Source organism: Streptomyces triculaminicus (assembly GCF_017349075.1).
GTDB classification, from domain to species: domain Bacteria; phylum Actinomycetota; class Actinomycetes; order Streptomycetales; family Streptomycetaceae; genus Streptomyces; species Streptomyces triculaminicus.
The window spans coordinates 262,010-278,468 of the sequence record NZ_JAFMOF010000003.1 but is presented as its reverse complement, the minus strand read 5'-3'; the positions used below and the strand labels follow the sequence as shown (position 1 = coordinate 278,468).

Below are 16,459 nucleotides of genomic sequence, written 5' to 3'. Positions count from 1 at the left end.
ACGGGTCCGGCAGTCCACTCCCGGGGCGGTCCGTCCGGGGCAGATACGGGACGCTCCGCTAGCTCGCCGAGCCGGAACCGGACTCGGTGCGTTCCATCGCCTCACGGAACCGGGCGTAACCCGCCAGTTCCGCGACATCACCGGCCTTCCGGTTACGTGCCGCCCAGCTTCCCCACAAGGCCGCGGCGACCGCCGCCGCGACCGGAATCAGCAACCAAGCGAGCGCCGCCATGCCGGCCTCCGACCCCTTATGCAACCGCACTGACCGATGAGAACAATCATGAGAACAACTGATGAGCAGATTAGTCGTCTTCGGTCTCAACGCTTACGTCAGGGGGACGGTTACGCAACCAGGAGCGGCCCATAAGTGGACGGTTTCGGACAGCCGGGTGGCACGGTCACCCCGGTGGCCCCATGGAGCCTTCCGGGCCCCGCCGGCCTGGCTCGACGTCGCTACGCGCCGACCCTCCCCCAGCTACCGCTGGGAGGTGCCCCCAGATCTTCCTGCTCGACGGCGCTACGCGCCGACCCATTCCTCGGCCCCGTCGGCGAACGTCTGGTGCTTCCAGATCGGCACCTCGAGCTTGAGGTCGTCGATCAGCCTGCGGCACGCCTCGAACGCCTCCGCCCGGTGCGGGCAGGAGACGGCCACGACGACCGCCAGGTCGCCGACGGCCAGCTCGCCCACGCGGTGCACGGCGGCCAGGGCCCGTACCGGGAAGTCCGCCGCCACCTTCTCCGCGACCCGGCGCAGCTCCGCCTCGGCGCTGGGGTGGGCGGAGTAGCCGAGGCCGGTGACGTCCGCGCCGCCGTCGTGGTCACGCACCGTGCCCACGAAGAGGGCCGTGCCGCCCGCCGCGTCGTCGCCGACCGCCGCGAAGACCTCGTCCAGGGACAGCGGGGCGTCCCTGACCGCGAGGAGACGGACCGGGTCCTGGGCGGCGCGCTCGCCGGGATGGTCGTAGCTGGTCATGTGCCCCATCGTGCCGCACGGCGGCGGGGCGCGGGAGGGGCGGTCCCGCCGGGGCCGCCCGGCGGGCTTCGTACGGTCCTACAGGCGCCGGCGGGCCTTGCGGGCCCTGCGGACCAGGGCGGCGGTGCCGAGCAGGGCGACGGTGGCGCCCGCGGCGCCGGCGGCGGTGGCGTCCTTGCGGCCCAGGCGGCGGCCCGCGACCGTGTGCCGGCCGGCGACCTCCTCCAGCAGCTCGGCGAGGACCTCCTCGTTGGTCCAGCCGGGCCGCCAGCCCGCGTCGTGCAGCCGGTGGCCGCTGACGACCCACGGGTGCATCGTGTACTCCAGGTCGCCCGCCGGGGACGGCGTCAGTCCCAGGCGGTGCAGCCGGGAGGCCGCGCCCAGTGCGACGGCCGAGGGCAGCTCCATGCGGCGGATGCCGGTGAGCTCCTCGACCTCCTCCTGCTCCAGCCATCCGTCGCAGCCGACGGCCAGCTCCCCCTCCGCCTTCTCCAGGGCGGCGAACTCCAGGGCGCTCACCAGGTCCTCCACATGGCAGAACTGCCAGGTGGGCCGGGATCCGGCGACCACCAGGAGGCGGGGCGACTCGAAGTAGCGGGTCAGAGCGGTGTCGGTGCCGCCGACCAGGACGGCGGGCCGCAGCACGGTCACGTTCAGGCCGGGGTGCGCCCGGGGCGCACGCCTGGCCAGCCGCTCTATCTCGAGCAGATCGCCCACGCCGGTGGCCTCCGCAGTGGCCCGCAGCTCGGCGTCCTCGGCGAGCGGCACGTCGTTGTCGGGGTGGGCGCCGTAGACCATGGCCGAGGTGCACAGCACCACCCGGTGCACGCCCGCGGCCGCGGCGGCGGTCAGCACGGTCTGGGTGCCGCGGACGTTGTACGCCGTGCGCGCCGCCGCGTCGGTCTCCAGGTCGAGGTCGAGCGCGAGGTGGACCACCACGTCGGCGCCGCGCAGCTTCTCGGCGATCGCCGGGTCGCGCACGTCCAGCACGTGCCACTGAGCCTCGGTGACGTCGCCGCGGCGTTCGTCGATGGCCACGACGTGCTTGATCTCCTCGGACGCGGCGAGCCGCCGCGTGAGCAGCGCCCCGACGCCGCGCGCGGCACCGGTGACGGCCACGACGGGTCGCCGGCCGCGCACGGCGGGGCCGTGCGGGGTCGTGGTCTCGCGCGCGGAACCGTTTCGCGCTGCGCGAACTTCTCGGTCGGGGGAACTCACCGGGCGTCTCCAGCGGTTGTCTTCAGTACGTATGTGCCATCACCGTTGTCATGACACGTACGTACCAGGTGACGTCCATCCTGCCGCAGGCCCCGGGCGCGTGGAGCACCAAGCCCGGATAGCGGCGAGGTGTCTACGCTTGGTGGTGTTGTCGGGCATTCGCCGCCGGTCCACGCCGGCGGCCCTACGAGCCGAGGAAACCCGTGAGTGACACCCCATTCGGATTCGGCCTTCCGCCGGAGGAGCCGGAGAACGGCGACGACGGCAAGAAGAAGGGCGGCGGCCAGGGCGGCCAGGGGCCTGCGAATCCGTTCGGGTTCGGCGGGCCCACGGGCGGTGGGGACAACCCCTTCGCCGCGATGTTCGGGTCCATGAACCCGGGCGACCTCGGCGCCGCCTTCCAGCAGCTCGGGCAGATGCTCTCCTACGAGGGCGGCCCGGTGAACTGGGAGATGGCCCAGCAGATCGCCCGCCAGACCGTCGCGCAGGGCACCGCCGACGGCACCAAGGACGCCAGCGTCACCGCTGGCGAGCGGTCGGCGGTCGAGGAGGCCGTGCGCCTGGCCGACCTGTGGCTGGACGGCGTCACGTCGCTGCCCTCGGGCTCCGGCACCGCCGTGGCCTGGAGCCGCGCGGAGTGGGTCGAGGCGACCCTGCCGGTGTGGAAGGACCTCGTCGACCCGGTCGCCGAGCGCGTCGGGGCGGCCATGGGCGGCGTGCTGCCCGAGGAGATGCAGGCCATGGCGGGCCCGCTGCTCGGCATGATGCGCAGCATGGGCGGCGCGATGTTCGGCACCCAGATCGGCCAGGCCGTGGGCGTGCTGGCGGGCGAGGTGGTCGGTTCCACCGACATCGGCCTGCCGCTGGGCCCGGCCGGCAAGGCCGCGCTGCTGCCGGTGAACATCGAGACGTTCGGCTCCGGCCTGGGCGTCCCGCAGGACGAGGTGCGGCTGTACCTGGCCCTGCGCGAGGCCGCCCACCAGCGGCTCTTCGCGCACGTGCCGTGGCTGCGCTCGCACCTGTTCGGCGCCGTCGAGGGCTACGCCCGCGGCATCAAGGTCGACACCGCCAAGCTGGAGGACGTGGTCGGCCAGCTCGACCCCACGCACCCCGAGCAGCTGCAGGACGCGCTGCAGCAGGGCATGTTCCAGCCGGAGGACACTCCGGAGCAGAAGGCCGCCCTGGCCCGCCTGGAGACCGCCCTGGCGCTCGTCGAGGGCTGGGTGGACGCCGTCGTGCACGCGGCGGCCGCGCCGCACCTGCCGTCGGCCGGCGCCCTGCGCGAGACGCTGCGCCGTCGCCGCGCCTCGGGCGGTCCGGCCGAGCAGACGTTCGCCACGCTGATCGGGCTCGAGCTGCGTCCCCGCCGCCTGCGGGACGCCTCCCGGCTGTGGGCCTCGCTGACGGACGCCCGGGGCATGGACGGCCGCGACGGCCTCTGGGAGCACCCGGACATGCTGCCGACGGCCGCCGACCTGGACGACCCGGACGGCTTCGTCCACCGCGAGCAGCTGGACTTCTCCGAGCTCGACAAGATGCTGGGCGAGGCGGCGAAGGGCTCCCAGGGCACGAAGGGTGCCGAGGGGGCGAAGGCCGCCGATGATACGAAGGGCACCGAGCAGGGCACTTCGGACGAGTCCGGCGAAGGCGACGACAAGAAGTGAGCCTCCACGAGAACGCGGTCCTCGTCCTGAAGGAGTACGAGGACCAGCCGGAGCTGCGCGGGCTCTACCTGGACCACCTGGCCGCCCACCCGGACGGCATGTGGAAGCCGTGTGAGGCCGGACACGTGACGGCGAGCGCGCTGGTGATCGACCCCGCGCAGGGCCGGGTCCTGCTCACCCTGCACCGCAAGCTGCGGATGTGGCTGCAGATGGGCGGCCACTGCGAGCCCGGTGACACGACGCTCGAGGCGGCCGCCCTGCGGGAGGCCACCGAGGAGTCCGGGATCGCCGGCCTGACGCTGCTGCCGGCCGGCCCGGTGCGGCTGGACCGGCACCCGATCCCGGCGCCCTGCAACTGGCACCTGGACGTGCAGTACGCCGCACTGGTGCCGGACGGGGCGGTGGAGGCCATCAGCGACGAATCGCTGGACCTGCGCTGGTTCCCGTACGCCGAGGTGGCCGACGTCGCGGACGAGTCGGTCGCCCGGCTGGTGCAGCGGACGCTCGCCCGCCTGTAGGCGGCGCGGGACGGCGGAAGAACGGCATGGGTAAGGGGCGGCCACCGTGGTGGCCGCCCCTTACCCGTACATCCCCTCAGCGGTTCAGTTGGACCAGATGTTGCCCTGGTTCTGACCGCGGGCGCCGTGCTGGCCGAGACCGTACTGCGCCATGGCGCCCTGACCGATCTGCGCGCCCTGCGGCGGCAGCATCTCGCTGGGCTGCACGAGCGCGTACCCCTGGCCGAGGAAGCTGAGCTCCCAGCCCTCGCCCGTACCACCGCGGCGCCGCCACACGCCCGAGGAGGACGTCTGCGCCTGCATCTGCACGCGCAGCGACGACGACCAGGCGACGACGGCGTCCGCGTCGGCGAACGCGTACTTCTCCGGCGTGACCTGGAGCACCAGCGGCTGCCCGGAGGTCATCAGCGCGACCTTGCCGCGCCCGCTGATGTTGAGCTGGTACGCGCCGGTGCCGGAGATCCCGAACTGGCTGTCCACCGCGACCGCGTCCCAGTGCAGGGTCGAGTCCAGCGCCAGGACGTAGGAGCTGTCGACCGTCAGGCCCTCGTGGTCCACGTCCACGACGTGGACGTGCTGGGCGAGGTTGGCGAGGTAGACGGTGCCCTGCCCGGAGCAGCGCATCAGGTCCAGGCCCTCACCGGTGTGCATCTGGGCGTTGTGCTGGCCGTGGGTGCGGTACTCGCCGTCGAACTCGATCAGGCCCTGGTAGGCCACCATCGAGCCCTTGCGGGCGAGGACGTCGTCGTGGCCGGTGAGGGCGACGCGCAGCATCTGGGGGTTCTGCAGGGCGTAGCGGTCCTGCGTCTGGGCCTCGGTGTAGCCGAAAAGCGGGCTCTGCATGGTCTCCTCGTCCCCCTCAGCCCCGGGCCCGGAGCCGGTCGGTGCTGTCCTCGCTGGGCTGTACGACCACGAATCCCTGGCCCGAGAAACCCAGTTGGTAGGCCTCGCCGCTGCCGCGGCCGATCATCGAGGAAGCCTTGAAGCTGCGCTTCCCCTTCATCCGCAGGTTGCTGGACCAGGCGACGAGCGCGTCGGGGTCCACATAGGTCTCGTCCTCGCCGCCACCGCAGTCCACGACGATGGGCGTGCCGCGGGACGTCAGCGCGACCCAGCCGCTGCCGCTCACCACGACGTTGAACAGGCCCTGCCCGGCGAACTTGGCCATGCCCTTGACCCGCTCCACGCCCCACTGCAGGTGCGCGTCGAAGGCCAGCAGGTTGGTGCCGTTGACGGAGACCGATTCGCCGTTGAGGTTGAGGCAGACGACGTCGGCGCCGTAGTCGGCGAGGTAGAGCAGCCCGTCGCCGCTGCACTTCATCAGCGGGGCGCCCTCGCCGGTGAGCCACTGGGAGGCCATCTGGCGAATGGCGGGGGCGTTCGGCTCGTACTGGATGAATCCCTCGTAGGCGACCATCGAACCGGTGCGGGCGAACAGGTCGTGGCCGCTTTGCATGGCCACCTTCAGCATGCTGCTGCCGTGGTTCTCCATGCGGGCGGCGGGCGGGGTCGGGGCGTGGCCCGCGATCAGTGACTGGTCCATGACGGGCTCCCTCAGACCTCGTAGGGCTGGACGACGATGAAGTTGCCGGGCGCGCCGCGGAACTGGAGGTTCACGGCCTCTCCGCTGTGGCCCGGATAGGAGGTGCGGCGCAGCCGCACCTGGCTGGAGACGATCACCTGGGACGCGGCGGACCAGGCGACGATGGCGTTGCTGTCGGCGAAGGTGGTCGGGGTGACCGGCAGCACCACGGGGGTGCCGTGCGTCTTGACGACGACGGTGCCCGTGCCCTGGAACTGCATGGTGAACAGCGCGCCGCCGGGGATGCCGTGGCCCTCGATGCGGCGGACCTCGTGGTGGAGCGACTCGTCGAAGGCGAGCACCGCGTCGGCGGAGACGCAGATCGCGTCGTTCTCCAGCTGGATGGGGTGCACGTGCGAGGAGTCGTCGGCGAGGAAGACCTGGCCGCGGCCGGTGCAGCGCATCAGCTGCATCTCCTGGCCGGTGGCGTTGCCGACGATGCGGCCCATGAAGCCGGCGCCCTTGTAGCCGAACTCGACCTTGCCCTGGTAGAGGACCATGCTGCCCTGCCGGGCGAGCACCGGCTGCGGGTCGGCCCCGAGGTCGACGCGGACGAGCTTGGGGTTCTGCAGGGTCCAGCGCTGCCCGTTGGGGGCCTCGCGGTACCGCTCGAACGCCGCCTGGACGCCGGGCACGGCGGGTGCGACGGGCCCGACGGCGCCGTGCGGGGGCATGCCGGGCGCCGGAGCTCCGTACGGAGCCTGGTGGGGCTGCTGGGCCTGGTGGGGCTGCTGCGCCTGGTAGGGCTGGGCGGGCACGGCGGGCTGGCCGTAGGGCTGCTGCGCCGGGAAGGCCTGGGTGGGCGCGCCGGGCTGGGCGTACGGGGCGGGCTGCCCGGGAACGCCCGGACGGCCCGGAACACCGGGCGGGCCGGGCGGGGGCGGGACCACACCGCCGGGCGAGGCCACACCGCCGGGCGGCGTCTGGCCGCCGGAGAAGTAGCCGGGGGCGCGATGGGCGCCGCCATGGTGGCGGCCGCGTGCACCTGGGGCGCGGCCGGGGCCACCGGGGGCGGGGTGCTGCCGGGCGGGGGCGGGAAGCCCTGGGCCGGCGGCGGAGCCTGGTGGGCGGGCGGGGCCGCCGGTGCCTGGGCGGGCTGGGATCCGGGGGCGGCGCGAAGGCGGGGGCGCGCTCGCCTGCTGCGGGGGCGCGAAGACGGGGGCCGCGCCCTGCTCGGGCGCCGGGGGCGCCTCCTCTTCCATCACCTCGCCGCCGAAGTGCTTCAGCAGCGCCTCCAGGCCGCCGTCGAAGCCCTGGCCCACGGCGGCGAACCGCCAGACGTCCTTGAGGTAGAAGTCGCCGAGCATCACCGCGCGCTCGGTGCTGAACTCCGCGCCGGTGAAGGAGTAGCGGGCCACCTCGACGCCACCCGCGACGACGCGGAGGTAGCCCGGGCCGGCCTGCGACATCTGCCCGGCGCCGTCGAGCGTGGCCGTGAAGCTCAGCCGCTGGATGTGCGCCGGGACCCGGTCGAGGGTCACCCGGAAGGAGTCGGTGTCCCCGGCCTGTGCCCCGAGCTGCTGGATGGCGCCTTCCGGCGACTGCGGCTGGTTGAAGAAGACGAAGTACCGGTCGTCGGAGAGCCGCTCCCGGGCGTCCAGACCGAAGCAGCTGATGTCGAAGCTCAGGCCGGAGCCGCCGATCTGCACACCCACGTACAGATCCGTCCCGGCCGTCAGGTCAGTGATCTTGGCCTTGTGGCCGCGCTGGAATTCCCTGGACATGCGTGACGACCGTCCCCCATCCGAACCTGCGGTGAAATGCGTTGCGCCAGGCTAACGGCTGGGGACCGTGGGGAGTGCCTCCGGGGAGGTCCGCTCACTCGCTCCGGGCCGCCGGGAGGTGGGGCAGCCGGTCCGCGGCCACCACTCCCTCCAGGTAGCCCCGGGCCCGCTCGGTGCGGGGGTACGACTCCAGCAGCCGCCAGAACTCCGGCCCGTGACCGGGCACCAGCAGATGCGCCAGCTCGTGCAGCAGCACGTAGTCCACGACGTACTCGGGCATGCCCTGCAGGCGGTGCGAGAGGCGGATGCTGCCCTCGGCGGGGGTGCACGAGCCCCAGCGGGTGTTCTGGTTGGTGACCCAGCGGACCGAGGCGGGGCGCGCCCGGCCGCCCAGATACTGCTCCGAGAGGCGGCGGGCCCGCTCGGCCAGCTCGCCGTCGCCGAGCATGCGGCGGCTCTCCTGCGCCGCGAGCTTGTCGAGCATCACCCGGACCCAGCGCTTCTCCTCCGCGTCCGACATCCGGGCCGGGATGAGGACGACGGTCCGGTCGCCCTCGCGGTAGGCGGAGACCGTTCTGCGACGGCGCGCGCTCCGCCGGATCTCGACCGCGCCGGTCTCCTGCCCTCCCGCGAGCGGGCTCGGGGCACTGCGCGGTGGGCGTGCGGCACTGTGCAGAGGGTCGACGGGCACGGCCCCGACGTTACCCGCTGGCGGTGCGCGAAGTCCCGCCCCTCGGGTCGCTTGTCGGGGAAACGCCGACTTGGATGCTGGCTTGTACGACAATCACCCCGGACCTGTGGACAACGTCACGCGGGGACCGGGCGGGACGGGCATGCTGAAGGCCGACCGAGGGGACGACCGAGGGGGACACATGCCGACGCAGCCCGTACGCACCTCACCGCACGTACACACCTCACAGCCTGTCCGTGCCTCGCCGCCTGTCCGTGCCTCACAGCCTGTCCGCGCCCCGCACTCCGCACGGCCGGAGGAGCCCGCGGTCCCGGCCGAGCCGATGATCCCCGACTCCGCGCATCCGATGGTCAAGCCCGCGCTGCGCCGGGCCTGGCGCAACCGCGACATGGTGCAGTTCGGCGCGGCTCCCGCGCACGCGGTGCTCCTGGGGCCGGTGGACACCGCGACGGGCAGCTTCCTGGGCCTGCTCGACGGGACGCGCGGAATGCCCCTGCTCCGCGAGAAGGCCACCGGCTTCGGGCTGCCGGAAGGCCGGGCGGACGCGCTGGTGCGGCGGCTGGCGGTGGCCGGGCTGCTCGACGATCCGCGCGCGGGCGGGGAGGCGGCGGCCGCGCTGCGCGCCCGGGGCGGTTCGCTGGAGCGGCTGCGGCCGGACCTGGCCTCGCTGTCGGTGCTCCATCCGGAGCCGGGTGCCGCGATGCGGCTGATGGCGGCGCGGCAGGCCGTACGGGTCCGGGTGCGGGGCGCCGGGCGGGTCGGGGCGGCCGTCGCGGCGCTGCTGGCGGCCTCGGGGGTGGGGCGGGTCGACGTGCTGGACGGGGGCCGGGTCGAGCCCTGGGACGTGGCGCCCGGCGGCGTGGCGGCCGAGCGGACCGGCGAGCGGCGGGACGGCGCGGCCCGGCAGGCGGTGCGTCAGGCCGCGCCGCTGCCCCGCCCGAGGGCGAGAGCCGGCGGTACGGACGACGACGGCTCCCCGCCGGCCCTGGTGGTGTTCGCGCCCCGCGACGGCCTCGCGGCCTACGCACCGGACGTCGCGGCGGCCCAGGAGCTCGTCTCCTGCGGGACTCCCCACCTGTACGCGGGCGTCCTGGAAGCCACGGGCGTGGTGGGGCCGCTGGTGCTGCCGGGAGAGTCGGCGTGCGCAGGATGCCTCGAGCTGGAGCGGGCCGAGCGGGATCCGGCCTGGCCCCGGATGCTCGCCCAGTGGCGATCCGGCCGCGGCCCGGGGGTACCGTCTTGCGACATGGCACTGGCCACGGTCGTGGCGGGGCTGACCGTGGCGAGGGCGCTGGCCTTTCTCGACGGTGGGTCCACGTCGGGCGCGGGGGAACGGCTGGAGCTGGCCCTGCCGGGGCCCTCCTGGTCCCCCCAGCCCGTGGAGCCGCATCCGCGGTGCCCGTGCGGCGCGGCGGACTCCGGGCGACCGGAGCACGCCGGGTCCGCGCGGTCCCGCACGGGACAATGACCCGGTAACCGCCGTCCGCGGCGTGGCTGTTCAGCTAGTTGGAGGGGCGCATGTCTGATCTACCCCGCAAGGCGGTCACCCGTACCGTCAAGTTGGCCGCGCTGCCCTTGGGCTTCGCGGGGCGCACGGCGCTCGGGCTGGGGAAGCGCATCGGCGGACGGCCGGCGGAGCTCATCGCCGCGGAGCTGCAGCAGCGCACCGCCGAGCAGCTCTTCGCGACCCTCGGCCAGCTCAAGGGCGGCGCCATGAAGCTCGGTCAGGCGCTGTCCGTCTTCGAGTCGGCCCTGCCCGAGCAGGTCGCCGGCCCCTACCGGGCGGCGCTGACGAAGCTTCAGGAGGCGGCGCCGCCGATGCCGACGAAGTCGGTGCACGCGGCGCTCGCCCAGTGGCTGGGGCCGGACTGGCGGGAGCTGTTCGAGGAGTTCGAGGACCGGCCGGCGGCCGCGGCGTCGATCGGGCAGGTCCACCGGGCGGTCTGGCACGACGGGCGCGAGGTCGCGGTCAAGATCCAGTACCCGGGGGCCGGTGAGGCGTTGCTCTCCGATCTGACGCAGCTGGGGCGGTTCGCCAAGCTGCTGGGGCCGCTGGTGCCCGGGATGGACATCAAGCCGCTGATCACCGAGCTGCGCGACCGGGTGTCGGAGGAGCTGGACTACGAGCTGGAGGCGCGGGCCCAGGCGGCGCACGCACGGGAGTTCGCCGGCGACGGCGATGTGACCGTGCCGGACGTGGTGCACCAGAGCGATCAAGTGCTGGTGACGGAGTGGCTCGAAGGGGTGCCACTGTCCGAGGTGATCGCGAACGGCACCCAGGAGCAGCGGGACCGGGCCGGGCAGTTGCTGGCGCGCTTCCTCTTCTCCGGCGCGGCCCGTACGGGGCTGCTGCACGCCGATCCGCACCCGGGCAACTTCCGCCTGCTGACCGGGGACGCCCCCGACGGGCCGCCGGAGAAGTGGCGTCTGGGGGTGCTGGACTTCGGCACCGTCGACCGGCTGCCGCAGGGGTTGCCCGTGGAGATCGGGACGGCGCTGCGGCTCACGCTGGACGGCGAGGCGGACGCGGTCCACGAACTGCTGTGCGACGAGGGCTTCGTCAAGCCGGAGATCGAGCTCGACCCGGGGGCGGTGCTGGACTATCTGCTGCCGATCATCGAGCCGGCGCAGGTGGCGGAGTTCACCTTCACCCGGGACTGGATGCGCGCCCAGGCGACGCGGATCGCCGACCCCCGCTCCCCCGCGTACCAGCTGGCCCGGCAGCTCAACCTTCCTCCGGCGTATCTGCTGATCCACCGGGTGACGATGAGCACCATAGGGGTGCTGTGCCAGCTGGGCGCCACGGTGCGGCTGCGGGAGGAGATGGAGGCCTGGGTGCCCGGGTTCGCGGCGGAGAGCCGAAGCCAGGACACCCCCGCCTGACGACACCGGGGCGCCCGCTCACCACCAGGACGAGTCGAGTCTGCCCTCGATCGATCTGAGGTTGGCGCGGGAGCAGTCGTCGCAGAAGTACCGGCGGCTGCCGTTCTCGACGGAGCAGATCCAGGTCGGGAGCGGCGTGCCCCCGGGGGCCTCGGTGCCGCAACGAGCGCAGGCGACGGGCTCGGGGGTCTCGGTGGCCTCAGGGTTCAACTGCACTGGCTTATGCGTCTTCCGGTCCACTCCCAGACGATATCCCCGGGAGCGGGCCGGGTGCGGATGACGCACCCGAACACGGCGCGGGGCCGGTCCGTTCGGACCGGCCCCGGGGCGGTTCACTGCATGACGGCCATGGCCAGGGCTCGGCGGGCGCGCAGCGAGGCGCGCTCGGCGCGGCGCTGCATGCGGCGGGCGGCGACCAGCCGCAGGGCGGTCCGTTGGGACTCCGCCTCGCGCAGTCGATCTTGCATATGGGCCCGGGCCATGGCTTCTGGGATGAGTTGCATTTCGAGGTTCCTGTTCTGCCGCGACTCGATCGCGGAGGTGTGACGGGGGGCGTGGGAGCCGAATGGCTCGGACGGGTGCCGCATGATCGGGTCCTGCTTCGTGGGGTCGTACGTGGTGGGGCGGTCGATGGTGCCGGCGGTGCTCATGCGGTGACCGGGTTCTTGCGCGGGCGACCACGCGGACGCTTGCGGGCCACGACCACGCCCTGGACGAAGAGCTCGCCGCCCCAGACGCCCCAGGGCTCGCGGCGGTCCTTGGCACCGGCCAGGCAGGCCGCGACCAGCGGGCAGGTCTGGCAGAGCGACTTGGCGTACTCCACGTCGGCCGGGGACTCGGCGAAGAAGACCTCGGGGTCATAGCTGCGGCAGGGCACCGAGCCACCCAGGTTCTCGATCGCGTCGTCGAGGTCGGTGAGGGTGGTCAGTGAGGTGAGGGGGGTCAAGGTGTCCTCCGTGGGGACAGGCGGCGGGATCAGGTCGGTCGCTACTGACGGGGTGTGCGCCTTGAGTTGCACGGTGTTCATTTCCTCGTCTGTTGTTCCGGCTGGTGGCCGGGCTGGTTTTCCCCGGGCTTGGGGGCAAACAAAAGGGCCGCGGATCCCGGTGTGGGTTCCGCGGCCCTGGAAGGTGCCGACCTGATCGCGATCAGGCTGGATCTCTCCAGGGTTCGAGCCCACGGAAGGCCCACGTCTTGGGAAGGTGGTGCTGCGGTGCGTTCGGGGATCCGGCGCCATTGGCCGCGGCGACGACGACATAGGCCTGGGCCTGTGCCACCGCTGCTGCCTTTACCTCGGACGCCCTGGTCGGTCGCTGTTCCAGCAGGGCCGGAGCGGCGCCGGACAGACCGGTGCCCTGGAACATGCCGAGGGAGGAGCCGAGCATGGCGGCGGAGCCGATCTGACGATCGGTCATTTTGTTGAGAGCGATAAAGCTGATCATTTTCTCCGCCTCCCTTCGGCGTCTCGGGGACCGGTCGAAACCGGTCCTGGTCTTCGGTTCAGTACAGCACGGATCCAACGAATCCCGGTAGTACCGCAGAGCCGTCGTCTCCCTGCTCGGAAGGCTATGGGTATGCCGTCCGCGCGCGCAAACTATTTTTCCGGAGATTCTTCGGACGTGTCCTGGGACACGTCTTCCGAGGCCGGCTCGTCGCCTGCGCACAGGGCGAGGACGTCGGCTCCGAACCTGCCGAGCTTGCGTCCTCCGACTCCAGAGATGCTCGCCAGCTCCGATTCGGTTCCCGGTACGGCCTCGGCGATCGCGAGCAGGGTCTTGTCGGTGAAGACGCAGAAGGCGGGCTGGCCCAGGATCCGGGCCTGCTCGGCCCGCCAGTCGCGCAGGCGTTCGTAGAGCGCCTCGTCCAGCTCCGAGGGGCAGTCCTCGCACCGCATGAGCTTGATCTCACCGGCGTCGGTCAGGGTCCGCCCGCAGACCCGGCAGCGCGCCGGACCGCGCCGCGCCCGGCCGCCGCCGCGCTCGACGCCGCCCCGGCCGCCCGGGCCGGCGCCGGAGGAGAGCCCGCCGGGGCGGGGGGCCGCCGAGCCCGGCCGCAGCCCGTTCAGGAAGCGCGTGGGCCGGCGGGAGGGGCGGCCGCCGGGGGTACGGGACAGCGCCCAGGTCAGGGAGAGGTGCGCCCGGGCGCGGGTGACGCCGACATAGAGGAGCCTGCGCTCCTCCTCCACCTGCTCGTCGGTCTTGGCGTAGGTGATCGGCATCATGCCCTCGGCCAGACCGACCAGGAAGACGGCGTCCCACTCCAGGCCCTTGGCGGCGTGCAGTGAGGCCAGCGTCACACCCTCGACGGTCGGCGCGTGCTGGGCGCTCGCCCGCTCGTCCAGCTCCGCGACGAGGTCGGAGAGCGTGGCCTGGGGGCGGGCCCGCACGAAGTCCTCGGCCAGCCGCACCAGGGCCGCCAGCGACTCCCAGCGGTCCCGCACCGCACCCGAGCCCGCCGGCGGCTCCGGCGTCCAGCCCCGGGTGCTGAGCACGGCCCGCACCTGGGCCGGCACGTCCTCGGCGCCGGCCAGCTGGGGGTCGGAGTGGTGGCCGGCGCGGGCGGCGCCACGCAGCAGCAGCCCGGCCTCGCGCACCTCGGGCCGCTCGAAGAACCGCTCGGCGCCGCGCAGCTGGTAGGGCACGCCGATGTCGGCGAGGGCCTGCTCGTAGACCTCGGACTGGGCGTTGATGCGGTAGAGGATCGCGATCTCGCTGGCGGGCACGCCGGAGGCGATGAGCTCCTTGACGCGCCGGGCGGTGCCCTCGGCCTCGGCGGGCTCGTCGGCGTACTCGGCGAAGACCGGCTCGGGGCCGGCGTCGCGCTGGGAGATCAGCTCCAGCCTGCTCTCGGCGGCCCGGCCGCGGGCGGCGGAGAGCAGGCCGTTGGCCAGGTGCACCACCTGGGGGGTGGAGCGGTAGTCCCGGACGAGCTTGACCACCGTGGCGTTCGGATGGCGGACGCGGAAGTTGAGGAGGTGGTCGGGGGTGGCGCCGGTGAAGGAGTAGATCGTCTGGCTGGCGTCGCCGACGACGCACAGCGTGTCCCGGTCGCCCAGCCACAGCTCGAGCAGCCGCTGCTGCAGGGGGCTGACGTCCTGGTACTCGTCGACCACGAAGTGCTGGTACTGGCGGCGCACGGTCTCGGCGATGTCGTGCCGGTCCTGGAGGACGCCGACCGTCAGCAGCAGGACGTCCTCGAAGTCGATCGTGCCGCGCTCGCGCTTGAGCTGTTCGTACATGCCGTAGACCCGGGCGATCTCGGCGGGGTCGCGTGGGGCCTCCCGGCCGCACTTGGCGGCGGCGGCCGGATAGTCCTCCGGGACGGTCTGGGTGACCTTCGCCCACTCGATCTCGCCGGTCACGTCGCGCAGCTCGTTGCGGTCGAGGCGGACGCGGCAGCGGGCCGCCGCCTCGGCGACGACCTGCACCTTGCGCTCCAGCAGCCGGGGCATGTCCCCGCCGACGGCCTTGGGCCAGAAATACTGCAGCTGACGCAGGGCGGCGGAGTGGAACGTACGGGCCTGGACGCCGCCCGCGCCGAGCTGGCGCAGCCGGCCGCGCATCTCGCCGGCCGCGCGGTTGGTGAAGGTGACCGCGAGCACGCTCGCGGGCTGCAGCACCCCGGACCGCACGCCGTAGGCGATACGGTGGGTGATCGCGCGCGTCTTGCCCGTACCGGCGCCGGCCAGCACGCACACCGGCCCGCTCAGGGCCGTGGCCACCTCGCGCTGCTCGGGGTCGAGCCCGTCGAGCACCGCGTCGGCGGAGGCCGGCACCTGGGGGAAGAGGGTGGAGTGCGTTGCTGCTGTCACCCCGCCATGCTGCCAGGTTCGCGGAGGCGACCGGGAATGTCGTCCACAGCCGGGCCCGTATTGTCGTACTGATACGACCGGTGGGAATGGCGGCAGGGGGGCCGCGTGTTCTCCTTCCGGAATTACACCGAGCAAAAGCCAGGAAAAGGAGCGCGGGTCGCATGTCGAGCAGCGTGACGATGTACAGCACGACGTGGTGCGGCTACTGCCGCCGTCTGAAGAGCCAGATGGACCGCGAGGGCATCACGTACAACGAGGTCAACATCGAGCTCGACGCCGACTCGGCGGCCTTCGTGGAGAAGGCGAACGGTGGAAACCAGACGGTCCCCACCGTTCTCTTCGCGGACGGCTCCACGCTCACCAACCCCTCGCTGGCCCAGGTGAAGGCCAAGATCGGGGTCTGAGCTCCCGCTACGGCAGTGGTTCGCCGTACCAGAGTTCGATCAGACGGGCCGCGATCGAGATGCCGGTGGGAGGCAGGACCTCCCCGGTCTTGAACGCGGCCCGCAGCTCGTCCCGCGAGAACCAGCGCGCCTCGTGGATCTCCTCGCCGTCCACCTGGATGTCCGCGGACGTGGCGCGCGCCATGAAGCCCAGCATCAGGCTGGACGGGAAGGGCCAGGGCTGGCTGGCGACGTACTCCACGTCGCCGACGGTCACGCCCGCCTCCTCGGCCACCTCGCGGCGCACCGCCTGCTCGATGGACTCGCCCGGCTCCACGAAGCCCGCGAGCGTCGAGAAGCGGCCCTCCGGCCAGTGCATCTGGCGGCCCAGCAGCGCGCGGTCCCGGTCGTCCGTCACCAGCATGATCACGGCCGGGTCGGTGCGGGGGTAGTGCTCGGCGCCGCAGGCCGGGCAGCGGCGGATGTGGCCCGCCGCGGCGATGACCGTGCGCTCGCCGCAGCGCGAGCAGAAGCGGTGCAGCCGCTGCCAGTTCTCCAGGGCGACGGCGTGCACGAGCAGGCCCGCGTCGCGCGGGGACAGCAGCAGGCCCGCCTCGCGCAGGCCCGCCGGGCGCGCCGACTGGTCCATGCGGCCGGGCAGGGCGTCCTTCTGCAGGGCGAAGTAGGCGACGCCGTCCTCGTCCTGGCCGAGGAAGTAGCGGTGGGTCTCGGTGACGGGCGCCTCGAACGCGGGCGTCATCACCAGCTCGGTGCGGCCGTCGGGGGTGTCGTCGATCAGCGCCTGACCGCCGGAGACCACGAAGACCCGCGTCGAGGGGTGGCTCCACGCCGCGGAGAGCCAGGCCTCGTCGAGGCGGTGGTGCGCGGCGCGGTCGATGCCGCTCGCACCGCTGAGCGTGATCGGCCGTTCGGCCGCGTATTCGGTCCAGGTGGTCACGGCTGCTTCCAACTCCCCCTACGGAATGGTGTCTTGCCTCTGCCTGCCGGCGCG

18 protein-coding genes are annotated in these 16,459 nt (G+C 73.0%); 5 read left to right on the top strand and 13 right to left on the bottom strand.

The annotated features are described in order from the left end of the window. Positions 1-58 precede the first annotated feature (58 nt). The 3 genes from J1792_RS19885 to J1792_RS19875 form a co-directional block, all read right to left on the bottom strand. A complete protein-coding gene (locus J1792_RS19885; protein WP_179198745.1) occupies positions 59-232 on the bottom strand; it encodes a hypothetical protein in 174 nt (57 codons plus the stop codon). A gap of 285 nt (positions 233-517) precedes the next feature. Next, positions 518-982, bottom strand: a complete 465-nt coding sequence (locus J1792_RS19880; protein WP_086566450.1) for a molybdenum cofactor biosynthesis protein MoaE — start codon at positions 980-982, stop codon at positions 518-520. Positions 983-1,051: 69 nt separating this feature from the next. Then, on the bottom strand, positions 1,052-2,191 hold the full coding sequence (locus J1792_RS19875) for an SDR family oxidoreductase (RefSeq protein WP_086566448.1): 1,140 nt from the start codon (positions 2,189-2,191) through the stop codon (positions 1,052-1,054). Between the two features lie 203 nt (positions 2,192-2,394). Between J1792_RS19875 and J1792_RS19870 the strand changes: the two genes are divergently transcribed. Together J1792_RS19870 and J1792_RS19865 are read left to right on the top strand one after the other, a co-directional pair. Continuing rightward, positions 2,395-3,855, top strand: a complete 1,461-nt coding sequence (locus tag J1792_RS19870) for a zinc-dependent metalloprotease (RefSeq protein WP_086566447.1) — start codon at positions 2,395-2,397, stop codon at positions 3,853-3,855. Further along, positions 3,852-4,373 (top strand): NUDIX hydrolase, encoded by a 522-nt coding sequence (locus tag J1792_RS19865; RefSeq protein ID WP_086566445.1) that lies wholly within the window; start codon positions 3,852-3,854, stop codon positions 4,371-4,373. Before J1792_RS19870 ends, J1792_RS19865 begins: the two co-directional genes overlap by 4 nt. An 84-nt stretch (positions 4,374-4,457) precedes the next feature. Here J1792_RS19865 and J1792_RS19860 read toward each other — a convergent pair whose 3' ends face one another. The 4 genes from J1792_RS19860 to J1792_RS19845 all read right to left on the bottom strand — a co-directional run bounded on the left by J1792_RS19860 (position 4,458) and on the right by J1792_RS19845 (position 8,370). After that, positions 4,458-5,216 (bottom strand): AIM24 family protein, encoded by a 759-nt coding sequence (locus J1792_RS19860; protein ID WP_207247923.1) that lies wholly within the window; start codon positions 5,214-5,216, stop codon positions 4,458-4,460. Positions 5,217-5,232: 16 nt separating this feature from the next. Then, the gene (locus J1792_RS19855; RefSeq protein WP_086566442.1) at positions 5,233-5,916 is read right to left on the bottom strand and encodes an AIM24 family protein; all 684 of its coding nucleotides are present in this window, start codon (positions 5,914-5,916) and stop codon (positions 5,233-5,235) included. 11 nt (positions 5,917-5,927) lie between these two features. Then, complete coding sequence (locus J1792_RS19850; RefSeq protein ID WP_372446138.1) at positions 5,928-7,679, bottom strand: TerD family protein; 1,752 nt, start codon at positions 7,677-7,679, stop codon at positions 5,928-5,930. A gap of 94 nt (positions 7,680-7,773) precedes the next feature. Continuing rightward, entirely contained in the window at positions 7,774-8,370 is a 597-nt protein-coding gene (locus J1792_RS19845; protein WP_086575269.1) for a M48 metallopeptidase family protein, read from the bottom strand. A gap of 322 nt (positions 8,371-8,692) precedes the next feature. On the opposite strand from J1792_RS19845, the gene J1792_RS19840 reads away from it, so the two are divergent. Beyond that, complete coding sequence (locus tag J1792_RS19840) at positions 8,693-9,838, top strand: TOMM precursor leader peptide-binding protein (protein ID WP_242646314.1); 1,146 nt, start codon at positions 8,693-8,695, stop codon at positions 9,836-9,838. Positions 9,839-9,888: 50 nt separating this feature from the next. After that, positions 9,889-11,253: an ABC1 kinase family protein gene (locus J1792_RS19835; protein ID WP_086574125.1), complete on the top strand. Its 1,365-nt coding sequence runs from the start codon at positions 9,889-9,891 to the stop codon at positions 11,251-11,253. A gap of 18 nt (positions 11,254-11,271) precedes the next feature. Here the strand turns inward: J1792_RS19835 and J1792_RS19830 are convergent, their stop codons facing one another. The 5 genes from J1792_RS19830 to J1792_RS19810 form a co-directional block, all read right to left on the bottom strand. Then, positions 11,272-11,469, bottom strand: a complete 198-nt coding sequence (locus J1792_RS19830; protein WP_372446137.1) for a hypothetical protein — start codon at positions 11,467-11,469, stop codon at positions 11,272-11,274. 116 nt (positions 11,470-11,585) lie between these two features. Next, entirely contained in the window at positions 11,586-11,903 is a 318-nt protein-coding gene (locus J1792_RS19825) for a putative WhiB-interacting protein (protein ID WP_086574129.1), read from the bottom strand. Next, positions 11,900-12,271 carry a WhiB family transcriptional regulator gene (locus J1792_RS19820; protein WP_086574142.1) on the bottom strand — a complete coding sequence of 124 codons (372 nt, stop codon included), beginning with the start codon at positions 12,269-12,271 and terminating at the stop codon, positions 11,900-11,902. Before J1792_RS19820 ends, J1792_RS19825 begins: the two co-directional genes overlap by 4 nt. Before the next feature lie 130 nt (positions 12,272-12,401). Further along, the gene (locus J1792_RS19815; protein WP_179199080.1) at positions 12,402-12,695 is read right to left on the bottom strand and encodes a hypothetical protein; all 294 of its coding nucleotides are present in this window, start codon (positions 12,693-12,695) and stop codon (positions 12,402-12,404) included. Between the two features lie 152 nt (positions 12,696-12,847). Continuing rightward, the gene (locus J1792_RS19810; protein WP_086574134.1) at positions 12,848-15,064 is read right to left on the bottom strand and encodes an ATP-dependent DNA helicase UvrD2; all 2,217 of its coding nucleotides are present in this window, start codon (positions 15,062-15,064) and stop codon (positions 12,848-12,850) included. A 161-nt stretch (positions 15,065-15,225) separates the two neighbouring features. On the opposite strand from J1792_RS19810, the gene J1792_RS19805 reads away from it, so the two are divergent. Then, on the top strand, positions 15,226-15,468 hold the full coding sequence (locus J1792_RS19805; RefSeq protein WP_086574137.1) for a mycoredoxin: 243 nt from the start codon (positions 15,226-15,228) through the stop codon (positions 15,466-15,468). Positions 15,469-15,475: 7 nt separating this feature from the next. Here J1792_RS19805 and nudC read toward each other — a convergent pair whose 3' ends face one another. Next, positions 15,476-16,405: an NAD(+) diphosphatase gene (nudC, locus tag J1792_RS19800; RefSeq protein WP_086574139.1), complete on the bottom strand. Its 930-nt coding sequence runs from the start codon at positions 16,403-16,405 to the stop codon at positions 15,476-15,478. Positions 16,406-16,459: the final 54 nt, after the last annotated feature.